The following is a 12484-nucleotide window of genomic DNA, read 5'->3' as shown; positions in this document are numbered from 1 at the left end:
AACAAATTAGAGCTCAAGTTGGTTTTTTATAAGGGAATGGTACGCTCCCTTTAATGCAACTAGTTGTCGGTGTGTTCCCTGTTCACAAATTTTACCCCTATTTAGAACGATAATATTATCAGCATTTTGTACCGTACTGAGCCTATGTGCAATAATAACTACCGTTTTGTTCTTGTAAAATTCTTCTAAATTTTCCATTATTTTTTTTTCACTAGTTGAGTCTAAAGAAGATGTGGCCTCATCTAGAAACAAGAAATTTGGATTTTTATAAATAGCTCTCGCAATCAAAATACGTTGTTTTTGTCCCATGCTAATGCCCAATCCATTTCCCCCTATTTTAGTATTTGTACTCAGCGGTAATTCTTCTACAAATTCTTTTATATTAGCCGTCTTGATAGCATATTCCAATCTTTCAGAATTAATTATTTCTTGACCTAAAGCTATATTTCGGGCAATGGTATCATCGAAAATAAAACCGTCTTGCATTACGGTTCCACATTGACTTCTCCATATATCCTGAGCAATCGTATTTAAATTTTTATCACCAATATTGATATTTCCCATTACTGGTTCGTAGTATTGTAATAATAATTTCATTAGTGTAGTTTTACCACTACCGCTTTCACCTACAATTGCTGTAACTTGCCCATATTTAATATGCACAGATAAATCATCTATTACGAATTTTTCTGTGCCCAGATACCTAAAAAAAACTCTTTTAAGTACCATTCCCGATTCCCGTGGTACATGTCGACTTCTATTTTCATTTATTTTTTTTTCATCGACCATATTGTGAACTTCTAGTATTCTTGTTATGGACATTTTTGCATCCTGAAAATAAAGCACAGATTCTATCAATTGAGATATTGGAGAATTAAGCTGCCCTACAATGAAGCTTATTGCTAACATCATACCTAAAGTAATTTCACCATCGATTACCAGTTTTGCTGCTAGAATTGTTATTATAATATTTTTTAATTCATTTATAAAATCAGAACCTATCAATTGTTGTTGAGTAAGTAATAGGGTTTTAGTTTTAAGATTAAAAATCCTTGATTGGATAAAATCCCATCCCTTTCTTTTATATATTTCAGCATTATTCAACTTTGTTTCTTGCATTCCATTAATTATCTCCAATAACTTATTATGTTCCGAGGTTTCTTCTAAAAATTTTGCATCGTCGAGTCTTTCTCTTTTGCCAAGAAATGATAGGAGATAGGAAAAATAAACTACTGTTCCAAGTAGGAATACAAGAAAAATTTTGATGCTATAAAATGCCAAAACCAATCCAAATAGTATGAATGTTACAATCGAAAAGATGGCGTTTAGGGATGAATTTTTTAGTAATAATTCTATTCGTTGATGATCTTTTATTCTCCTTAAAATATCTCCTGACTGTTTTTTATCATAATAGGCCAATGGTAAATCCATTAGCTTTATAATAAACTCTGATAAGAGAGAAACATTTAGTCTAGATGCAATGTGCAATAGCTGCCAGCCCCTTATAATTTCAATAATTGTTCTTCCAAAAAATAAGGATACTTGGGCGATTAATATTAGATATATGAAATTTAAATCTTGATTTTTTATACCAATATCTACTATATTTTGAGTGAGAAAGGGAAATGCTAGTTGAATAAGACTTACTCCAATAAGACCTATAAATAACTGGACAATAACCTTTCTTTGTCTTTTTAGGTAGGGTAGAATAAAACGCCATCCATTTAAGGAATTATAAGTGTCTGATTTAGTATTTTTTAGCTTGGAGGTAGGTTCTAGTAACAGGCAAATTCCTTTAGATTCATTTTCAACATTTTTACTCCCAATCCATTGTATACTGAACTTATTGATATCGAGTATTTCCTTTCTCGTCGCAGGATTAGAGATGTAAAATTTATTCTTTTTTATTTTATATAAGACTACAAAATGATTTTGATTCCAGTGTAAAATGCAAGGTAATGGAGCTTGTTTAAGTTCATTAATTGTTATTTGAACAGCTAAGGACTTAAATCCGATTTTCTCTGCAGCTAAACCCAAAAATTTTAGGTTACTTCCAGATCTTGTTGTTTCACTTAAATTTACAAGATGTTCGATTGAAATATCGCACTCATAAAAGTGCGAAATAGTTTTTAAGCAAGTAGGACCACAATCTTTAGTGTCTCTTTGTTTAAAGTGTGGAAAAGACCTACTCATTATGTTAGAAAAGTTTATTTTTTTGAAGCTAGTTCAAAAGCATTTTTAACATTTAAAACACCTCCGGATTCACTAAGCTCGTTAAAGGATATTTTTGCATTGCCTTCTTCGTCTAAAAATATATCATCGTTATATTTTGAGACTGATTGGATTAGAATTTCCCGTATTTCCTTTGCATTAAGTTTTGGGTAATATAATTTCATTGTTGCACAAGTGGTTGAAACTATTGCTGATGAAATTGAGCTACCAGAAGTTTTATAAAATTCATCTTTAGGATTAGTAGTTAAAAAATCGGTACCAGGTGCAAATAGGTCAACAGTATTTTTTCCGTAACTTCCGCGAACTGGCTTTAAATTGGGACCAACAATAGAGTCACTAAGTCCAACCATAATTAGGTTGGAAAGACTATATTTTTTATATTTTTTACGAGGATGCGTAATTACTTTGTCTAAATTAAAACCGGTGTTCCCAGCACTTGTTACAAATAAGACATTATTTTTTTCTGCATATGAAAGTGCTTCATATACCAGGCTTGGCTTTAACAGAAATCTAATGCTTGAGCTGTAATTGATAATATCCGCTCCATTATCTACAGCATAGCGAATAGCCGCAGCTAAATCTTCTTCAAATTCTGCCCCACTTTCTGGAAATATTGAAATTGGCATAATCTCAATATCTTTATTTGTTGAAGGCAAGTTACTAGTAATTGCTTTGTAGGTTTTTACGATTACCCCACCTATTTGTGTTCCATGTTTTTCATGTTCAATATTTATATCCAATTTATTAGACCCCAATTTTGAATTGTTTTTCCTAGGGTTTTCAATTAAATTTTCATTTAGAGCGTAATTTTTATTTCTGTTTAAGTATTCTAGGGAGAGTTTGTAATCTTTTTGTCTATTATTCTTTAGTTTATCTAATAAAAAATAGATTAGTCGCCCTCGTTCTTCATCATTTCCTTTGGTATAAACTTCATTGAAAAGACTATCTAGTACAGAAACTTTATAGGGTTTTGTTAAATTATAGGTGAGTAAAAGACTATCTGAAGCAATTTCAGATTCCTTATACCATTTTATATATTCTTCATATGGAACTAGTCGTTTTTTTTCTTCTTCAATAGTTCTTAAAGCATCATTATAAGTATCAATGAAATCTAGTTCTTTAGAATTAAGCTTGCTTACTTTTTTGCTTAATTTTTCATACTTCTTTTTAAATGTTCTTGTAAAGCGAATTGAGGTGTTGTTTGCATGTTTAATTAGCTTTTTGTCACCTTGTGCTAAAAAATTCCATCCATTGACGTCGTCTATATAACCATTTTTGTCATCATCTATTTTGTTTCCTATGATTTCATTAGTATTTGACCAGATGTAATTACTTAAATAACTGTGATTTACATCTATATCTGAATCAATCAATGCAATAATGACTTTATTCTTATCACTCAGGGGTAAAGTACCATGAATTATATCACTACTTACTCCTGAGAATTTGTCTTTTCCAAACTGGTCATATTGCCAGTAAGGAACACTATCCATTATGCTAGACGCCTTATGTTGAGCATTGGTAATACAATTTAATAGAATAAAACCAAAAAGTAATGGAAGCCTCATATATTGAATTTAAAGCCTTGATTTGAATCAAGGCTTTTATAAAATGGTTTAAATAGTATTTTATTTTTTTATAGGAGTTGGAAAACATTTAGCACTTTTTGGTGGTGGTGGATCTGTTTCTCCACCGCCATCACCTCCTTGAATTTTGTTCGTGTCCTTTAGTTTGGCAACTGTGAAGTTGTCCAATGTCAATTTTTTACTGTTCTTAGTTTTCATCTTATTTAATTTTTAATTTGCCCTAAACTAGATAAAAAAACAAAAGGTGTGTATAAATACCAACACACATTCTATGAATTTGAGGTACTGATTATACGCTTTATAAAGTATGATGGTTTTAATTTTGTTTCTTTCTCAAAAGCACTTGAAAATGAATTGGGATTGTTAAAACCAACTTCTTGGGCAATAGCTTTTATGGTGTAATTTCTGAATTGTTTTTCTTTTTTTAATTTATTTACTGCATAATTAATTCTAAGATTGTTGATGTAAGCTATAATACTTTGTTCTTTATGCTGATTGATAACTTTAGATAAATATTTTGAGTTTGTTCCCAATTTTTCGGCGAGCAAATGAGAATTGATCTTTGGATTTAGAAAACCTTCTTCATCTTCGAATTTGGTTAAATTCGATAAGATTTGCTCTACAATTTGATTAGGCACCCCGATATCATCACTATTCTCATTTAGAATTGTTTTATTTGCTTTTTCAACTTGCGAAGTCATAATTTGATTAAATCTACTTTTATAGATTTGTTGTTTTCTGTAATATAATATTGTACTTCCTAATAATAGAAAACCAATTATAGTTGATAGAGTTATATATAGATTAGATTTTTTGTTCTCTTGTTGTAAGTTTAGTATAAGTTCTTCTCGTTCTTTAAAAATTTGTTTTCTATCATACTTTATGTCCATTAAATCTCTAATGTCCTTATATTGATTGATGTACATGCTATCTAGTTTCATCAGATTTTCAATTGTATTTAACTGCTTTGGTTTATTATCTAAACTTTTATAATGATTTACCAAATAGTCAAAACCTTTTCGCAGTTCAATATTAAAGATGTCATTTTTTTGAAAAATTGAATCCATTAGTTTGTAATGGTAAAGTGCTTTTATCTTGTCCTTCTTTTTAAGGAATGAATTTCCCAAATGATAATGGGATAAACTTAGGTTTGCTAAATCTTTTTGATTTAGAAAATAATTCATAACCGATTCGATGCTATCGATAGCGGCAGTTGGATCTGATTCGTTTAGACCTTGATTGAAGATAAAACGATTTAGATAGTTGGTGCTTTTAAATCTTTTGGCTTTGCTATATCCTAGATTATTATAAAAAGTTGCAGAATCAGTAAGCCCCAGTTTTCTATAAATGTCTCCAAGAGCGAGTAAGGATGAAAGATAATCTTCAGGTTCAAACTTATTTTCCGGTTGTTTTTCAAAATAGTTATTTACCTCTTTAACCATTTTTAAGGCTTCTTCCTCTTGGTTAATCCTTTCTGATTTTATAAGGCCAATAAGTAGTTTGAAAACATTTATATAGTATAATTTTTCATTCTTAGTAGCGACTTCTGTACCCTCTAACAAAATTTCTAGAGCTTTACTGAAATCTCTTTTTTTATAATACCAATGCGCTTTATTGTAGTAAGCAACTTCTGGAAATTGAAGGTATTTATGTTGGTCTAAATTCTTTCCGTATTTATAAATTATGGAATCTAAATATTTGACTCTTTCTTCCCCTATGCTGGAATTGGCTAAGTAGAGATAACCGAAGCAAAGATATTCGTCATTTTTAATTTCTTGAGCCTTGTTTTTTAATTCTAAAGCATATTTTTTAGCTAGTACTTGATTATCTATATTTTCGTAATACTTCTCATAGATTTGAGCAATACTATTTAATTGTTTTAGGCTATCCGTTTCTTGTTGAGCAGATATCCATGCACTAATTAAAAAAATACTACAGTAAACTAAAAGCTTGATTCTCAACATAAATATTTCTAAAGTGTTAAAAATATGAATTATACACACCTTTTGTTAAAATTTACCATCAATTATTTGTTTTGTTCTCTGAACTTTGAAAACGGATGTTCAAATTCAATGAATATAGATTCTAATTCATTGAATATTAGTAGGTAACATTTTTAAACCTCTACCTAGAGTAATATATTGTTTGAAAGAACTCAAGTATCTGGAAAGAATTAAACTTAAATCACCATGTTCTATTCCTCAATATTATCTGATTTTCATAAGGAACTTAATACTATTGAAAAAAGGGATAACGATATTTTAACGCAATGCAATTCGGCAAAACATGTTTGTATAAGAACACTAGAGTCAATGCGTGAAATTGTAGAAAAGAAAGGTTTTCAATCCTCAAAAAATGAGATTGACTTCTTTAAAAATATTAAGACTGTTCCGATGTCTTATTTGGTTAATTATTCTAAAATATCCAAGTTGGAGTTTAGGGAACCGAGATTAGGTTTTGATTCACGTAAGAAATATTTACAATTTCAGATAGATAGAGTTAATAGGTCTTTTAAAAAAGAAAGGGCTTTGTTGCAATATATGGAAACCGGTTCTACACATTTTGACTATCATTATTTTACAAGAGATAATATTTATCAAGTTGCATTAGATTCGCCTGGCTTTCCGTATTACAAAGATTCCATGTTTAATACATCGCATGATTTTAAATGGGCAGAATTAAAAGGGCTGAAAATGTTCGCTAAATACATTGAGAAAAAGTATCTGAGTTTTAAAAACTCGAAATCAGAGAATAGGATGTCAAATTCTATGAGATGGACTGGCAGCTCAGCTGCTTTTGTAGAATTTGTTTATGGATGTCATGCATTGGGTTACTTTAATGGAGGTAATATTACAGTTGCCAAAGTATTCCAAGAGCTAGGCGAATTTTTGAAAGTACCTAGTAATAATTCATCAAGAACCTATAATGAGATTAAAAATCGAAAATCTTCACGAATCAAGTTCTTTAAAGAAGCTGGTGAAAAACTACTCGAAAAAATGGATAAGGAAGATGGTTTTGATGTATAAGATATACCAAACTCGGTTCAGACTCGGTTTCTCCATTTTTGCACGTAATAATCTTAAATTTCAATATTGTATTTTATTATAATATAATAAATCCCTCCAGAATTTATTTGACCGAACTCGGTATGCACTCTGCAAAAGTTATCTTTTGAAATATCAGTTTTGTGGAACGAAAGTCAAATCATTGCAAAGCCGTCATTTAAAAAAGTAAACCTTGGCGGCTTTGTTTTTAAAACTGAAACAAATGGGAGCAACTATTATTACTACAGAAGATCTTCGAGAGTTTAAAATGGAACTACTCGATGACATAAAACAATTACTAAATAATCAATCTGGTCATTCTTCTAAAAAATGGCTAAAATCTCCAGAGGTTAGAGAATTACTTGGAATCTCTCCAGGGACACTACAAAACTTGCGTATTAACGGCACATTACCCTACACCAAAGTAGGTGGTGTATTGTACTACGATTATCAGGAAATCATGCAAGTGTTGGAAAAGAACAGGATTCATAATAAGTTTTAATCCGCTTTGGAAGACATAAATTATATCAAGCACTTGAATGGTGTTTTTCTTCAATTCTCAATCGATACTCGCTTAAATCCAACACATATAAGCTTATACGTGGCATTATTCCAAATTTGGAATACTCACTTTTTTAAGCAAGAGTTCTATATCAACCGAGCGGAAGTAATGGAATTTTCAAAGATTGGTTCAAAGTCTACCTATCACCGATGTATCAAAGAATTAAGTCATTGGAAGTACTTGCTCTACACACCATCTCACAATCCGTTTAAAGGAAGCCGAATCAAGATGTTCGATTTTGGGACAAGTACCGAACAAGCAGTGTACCCAAACATTACCAATATCGGGACTAGTACTGGACAAGCATTGGTATCTATAAACAAACATATACAAACTATAGAAAACGGTAAAAACATAAACAAACGGGAAAATTTAGAAAATTTAAATTCTGAAAACAAAGAAAACCATCTGACAAGTGTCCCATATCAGGACAACTTAAAGACCAGTTCGGATAAAAACTATGATGACCCTTTATGAGCAATCCAAAACCACATATCATTGTTGAAGGAACTGTGCAGTATTCTTTGGGCACGATGCGAGGAAACCAGATTTTGTATGATTTTGATAAAATGTTAGTGTATCTGGATGCTAAAGGAAAGTTGTTGTTTGGGAAGAAATTCAAAATTTACAAGGAAGACAGAGACATACTCTACAAACTATGCCTGTATTTTATTCAGGATAGAATCGCTTGTAAAGAATTTGAGATTGATATTGATAAAGGTATTTTACTTTCTGGACCAGTAGGCTGTGGTAAAACTTCTTTGATTCGTTTATTGAAACATCTAGTGCCGCACCGAAAGTCCTATGAAGTTGTACCCACTCGCAATATTGTCTTTGGATTTAATCATATCGGTTACAAGACCATTGAAGATTATGGTAACACCCAATTTTTTTGTTTTGATGATTTAGGGGTCGAGCCTATGGGCAGGCATTACGGCAAAGATTGCAATGTGATGGGTGAAATACTGCTATCCCGCCATGACTTATTTCTAAATAGGAAAATTAAAACTCATGCAACTACCAACCTAAATGCTGCAGAACTGGAAGAGCTTTACGGCATTCGTGCTCGTAGCCGTATGCGACAGCTTTTTAATTTAGTGGCTTTTGATAGGGATAGCCAAGATAAGAGAGTATAATCTTATAAAACAGATAATTAAATGTGAGAATCCGTAAGAAATTATGTTAAAAAATTAATATATTTATGAACGATTACACATAGAAAAATGTTTGAGAAAGCTGATGAGTATTCATTGGCTTTTTTTATGAAAATTAATATTTAAAAGAAATGAAAATCAAAAATATTGGAGTCAAAAACTTTAGACTATTGTTTGATGTTTCAATAAATCTAGAAGATGATACGACACTAGTTATTGGTAGAAATAATAGCGGAAAAACTTCATTATTTTCTATCCTCAAAATTTTTTTGAAAGACAGCAGTCAATTTTATTTTGAAGATTTTTCAACTAAATCATATAACTTTTTCAGTAAATCTTATGAACTGTTTGTTAAGTATACTAAGAAAAAGAAGGAGCAAGAAATAGATGAGAAAGAATTAGAAAAATTGCAGAAAAGTATTCAAGAAACCATTCCCAAGATTGAACTAATTATTGAATTTGAATTTGAATATGATAAAGATAAACCAGATAGTCTTGTGAATCTTTCGTCATTTATTGTTGATTTAGACCCCGATAGGAATGATACATTGATTAAGTTTTCTTTCTCACCCGTAGATAGTTTGAAACTTTTTGAAAGTTTTGATGCAAATAAGGATGAATATGATGGTAATGATGATAAAAGTAAGTTGATAGCTTTTTTACAAAAGAATATAAGGGGTCTGTATAGGGAAGATTTTTATGTTCTGGATAAAAAATCTGACTATAAAAGAAAAATTGAAAGAGGCTACAAAACTAAACTTGAAAAGCTTTTTTTGCTAAAAGAAATCAAGGCCCAAAGGGATTTAGACGATGACTATAAAGACAATAAGGAGAATCTCTCCAAGGGATTTTCAAGTTACTACTCTCACAGGGATAGAAATAATACTGATGTTGAAGATTTAGAAAGTGAGTTAATTAAAATAAGAGAGACTTTAAGGCAAAAGTACGGTAAGATTCTGAAAGACATTTTGAAAGACCTAAGTGATTTCGGTGCTGAAACTCCTACAAGAATACCTGAGATTTTTATAGAGTCAGAAATGGATTCTCAGGAAATTATTCGTAAAAACATTAAGTATTTATATAAAAATGAATCTGGAGTCAACCTACCTGAAAGATATAATGGCCTTGGATATAGCAATTTGATTTTTATGGTTTTAGAGTTGGCCAGCTTCATTGAAGAATATAAAAACCAAAAGGAACAAGCAGATTTCATGTTGGTTCTAATTGAAGAACCAGAAGTTCATATGCATCCTCAAATGCAACAAGTATTTATCAAAAATATTAATAATCTACTATCAAAGTCAAAGAAAGAAAACAACTTAACATCTCAAATTTTAATCACTACACATTCATCTCATATTATTTCAGAAGCTGGAATAGATGAAAAAAGAGGTTTTTCAAGGATAAGATATTTTAATACTGCAAAATCAAGATTGGAAGTAAATGATTTTAGTGAAGATTTCAAGATTGAAGATGATGATGGGAAGACATATAAATTCTTAAAACAATACTTAACGATACATAAATGTGATTTGTTTTTTGCTGATAAAATCATTCTTATCGAAGGTGTTACTGAGAGAATGTTATTACCAAAAATGATAAGTAAACAAGCTTCAAGTTTAAACAGCGAATATATATCTGTTTTAGAGGTAGGAGGAGCTCATGCTAAGAGATTTAAGGAATTGTTAGAGTTTATAGGTGTTAGAACTTTAATTATTACTGATTTGGATTTTGGAAAGGAAGATGGAGAGAAGGTAGAAATAGAACAAGCAACCAAAACCACCAACCAAACTTTGATAAAATGGTTACCACAAAAAGAAAAAGTCACAGAGTTACTTAATTGTAAGATTGAAGAAAAGTTATCAAAAAATAAACTAATAAGAGTTGCTTATCAGGTAAATGAAGAAGGTGAAAATCCTAGAAGTTTTGAAGAGGCTTTCATTCTTAAAAATAGAAAATTAATAGAGGATAATAAGAATGACTTTGGTAAGACCAAGGTTATGAATCTTGATGATTTGAAAAAGAAGAAAGCTTTTGAAATTGCCCCAACATCATCAAAAGGGAAAATAAACTTTGCTTTTAATGTAATGCTTTTTGAAGAAGACTGGAGTGTTCCTAATTATATATCTGAGGGTTTAAAATGGTTAGCTAATGAAAACTAAAGAAAACCAAACTTTTAATGATATAAAGGTTGCGCTAGGAAATTATCAAAGCTTTGTTGTTGAGGCAGGTGCTGGCTCTGGTAAGACGTATACTTTGATTCAAACCTTAAGACATTTAATTGACATTAGACGAGAAGAATTATTCAAAAAAAATCAAAGAATTGTTTGTATCACTTTTACTAACGTTGCCAAAAATGAAATAGTTGAAAGGATAGAAGATAATCCTTTAATCGAAGTATACACTATACATGAATTTTTATGGAGTTGCATGAGTTCTTTTCAAATTCAACTTAAGAAAGAAATAATAGAATTAAATGAAGAATACAGAATTAGCAAAAGAAGTTACAAGTATTGTGAAAATTTAGAAACGGTTTTGATTGATAAAACTATAGTATATCATGATTACGGTAGGAATTTTTTGGAAGGCAAATTACACCATGACGATGTTATTCTTTTAGCTAACAAAATGTTTGAAAAATACTCAATGATATCTATTATAGTTGGAGATAAATATCCATATGTTTTTGTGGATGAATATCAAGATACCGAGCCAGGTACTATTGAAGCTTTAATTGATAATCATCAATTGAAAAATCCAACAAAAGTGTTAATGGGGTTTTTTGGTGACTCTCATCAAACCATATATGATAATAGAATAGGTTCATTAGAAGATTATTACAGTCAGGGAATAGAAGTTTTAAAATATATAACTAAAACGGAAAATTATCGAAGTAGGCCTGAAATAGTCAACCTTCTTAATAAAATAAGAACAAACATTAAGCAATACATTCCAGAGAGTAGCAGAAACAAACTAAAAAAAGGAACAGCTAAATTTATCTATGCTCACCAATCAGTAGACAAATATGGTTCAATTCAAAAAATAAAATCAGACCTAGAAGCTAATTTCGCCTGGGATTTTAAAAATACAGAGGAAAATAAAATTCTTTACTTAACCAATAGAGGTATTGCAAATCAATTAGGTTATGATTCCTTGTTTAGTGCATTCAATGGAAGATATGGTCAATATACTACCAACAGGTTGAATAACAAAGATGATAGGTTTATCGAATTTTTTATTGGTACCGAGTTTTATTTAGGACTAGAACAACTGATGTTAGACTATGAAGCAAAAGAATATGCTGAAATTCTTTCTAAACCTTCAATTCTGAATATTTCATTACGAACTCACCGTGATAAAATAACTATTAAGAATTTACTCGAAGAAATAATAGAGCTGAAGAATAAAACTATTGAAGATATACTAGACTTCGTTAGAAACCATGACTTACTAAACTTGCCAATGCGCATCATTGATTTTGAAGAGTATTTAAATAAAGATTTAGAAAATCCAGAAGAGATTGATAGGCAAAATAGAGATAAGAATTTTTATGAGGAATTAAAGAAAGTTAACTATGAAGAAGTAGGCTATTTTTATGAATATATTGAGAATCTCTCACCGTTTTCCACAAAACATGGTACAAAAGGAGATGAGTACAAAAATGTATTATTGGTAATTGATGATACTTTATGGAGAAACTACAACTTCAACGAAGTTCTTGCTGAAGACGAAACCAAAAATAGATACACCAGAACATTAAATCTACTATATGTTTGTTGTTCGAGGGCTAAAGAAAATTTAATTGTGGTTAGCCTTTCTGAAATGAATAATGAAGCAAAGAGAAATATTGAAAATTGGTTTGGAGATGAAAACGTTTCAACTTTTAATAACACCAGTGCTAGTTAG

10 protein-coding genes are annotated in these 12484 nt (G+C 30.5%); 6 read left to right on the top strand and 4 right to left on the bottom strand.

The features are described 5' to 3' along the window. Positions 1-6: 6 nt before the first annotated feature. The 4 genes from ACZ1GR_RS05455 to ACZ1GR_RS05440 form a co-directional block, all read right to left on the bottom strand. Complete coding sequence (locus ACZ1GR_RS05455) at positions 7-2193, bottom strand: peptidase domain-containing ABC transporter (RefSeq protein WP_472611195.1); 2187 nt, start codon at positions 2191-2193, stop codon at positions 7-9. Between the two features lie 14 nt (positions 2194-2207). Continuing rightward, positions 2208-3725 (bottom strand): S8 family serine peptidase, encoded by a 1518-nt coding sequence (locus tag ACZ1GR_RS05450; RefSeq protein ID WP_472611194.1) that lies wholly within the window; start codon positions 3723-3725, stop codon positions 2208-2210. 135 nt (positions 3726-3860) lie between these two features. Continuing rightward, the gene (locus tag ACZ1GR_RS05445; RefSeq protein ID WP_472611193.1) at positions 3861-4016 is read right to left on the bottom strand and encodes a hypothetical protein; all 156 of its coding nucleotides are present in this window, start codon (positions 4014-4016) and stop codon (positions 3861-3863) included. Between the two features lie 71 nt (positions 4017-4087). Beyond that, on the bottom strand, positions 4088-5782 hold the full coding sequence (locus ACZ1GR_RS05440; protein ID WP_472611192.1) for a helix-turn-helix domain-containing protein: 1695 nt from the start codon (positions 5780-5782) through the stop codon (positions 4088-4090). 225 nt (positions 5783-6007) lie between these two features. On the opposite strand from ACZ1GR_RS05440, the gene ACZ1GR_RS05435 reads away from it, so the two are divergent. From ACZ1GR_RS05435 to ACZ1GR_RS05410, 6 genes are all read left to right on the top strand, one after another. Beyond that, positions 6008-6844 carry an RteC domain-containing protein gene (locus ACZ1GR_RS05435; protein WP_472611191.1) on the top strand — a complete coding sequence of 279 codons (837 nt, stop codon included), beginning with the start codon at positions 6008-6010 and terminating at the stop codon, positions 6842-6844. A 241-nt stretch (positions 6845-7085) separates the two neighbouring features. Then, positions 7086-7364 (top strand): helix-turn-helix domain-containing protein, encoded by a 279-nt coding sequence (locus tag ACZ1GR_RS05430; protein WP_147743721.1) that lies wholly within the window; start codon positions 7086-7088, stop codon positions 7362-7364. A 168-nt stretch (positions 7365-7532) separates the two neighbouring features. After that, positions 7533-7901, top strand: coding sequence for a hypothetical protein (locus ACZ1GR_RS05425; RefSeq protein ID WP_472611190.1), 369 nt, complete (start codon positions 7533-7535; stop codon positions 7899-7901). Beyond that, positions 7898-8560 carry a DEAD/DEAH box helicase family protein gene (locus ACZ1GR_RS05420; protein WP_472611189.1) on the top strand — a complete coding sequence of 221 codons (663 nt, stop codon included), beginning with the start codon at positions 7898-7900 and terminating at the stop codon, positions 8558-8560. The genes ACZ1GR_RS05425 and ACZ1GR_RS05420 overlap by 4 nt, the downstream gene beginning before the upstream one ends. 149 nt (positions 8561-8709) lie before the next feature. After that, on the top strand, positions 8710-10740 hold the full coding sequence (locus ACZ1GR_RS05415) for an ATP-dependent nuclease (RefSeq protein WP_472611188.1): 2031 nt from the start codon (positions 8710-8712) through the stop codon (positions 10738-10740). Further along, positions 10730-12484, top strand: a complete 1755-nt coding sequence (locus tag ACZ1GR_RS05410; protein ID WP_472611187.1) for a UvrD-helicase domain-containing protein — start codon at positions 10730-10732, stop codon at positions 12482-12484. Before ACZ1GR_RS05415 ends, ACZ1GR_RS05410 begins: the two co-directional genes overlap by 11 nt.

The organism is Croceitalea sp. W27, assembly GCF_055693185.1.
Note: the sequence above shows the minus strand (reverse complement) of the source record. Positions and strands in the feature narration are given on the sequence as shown.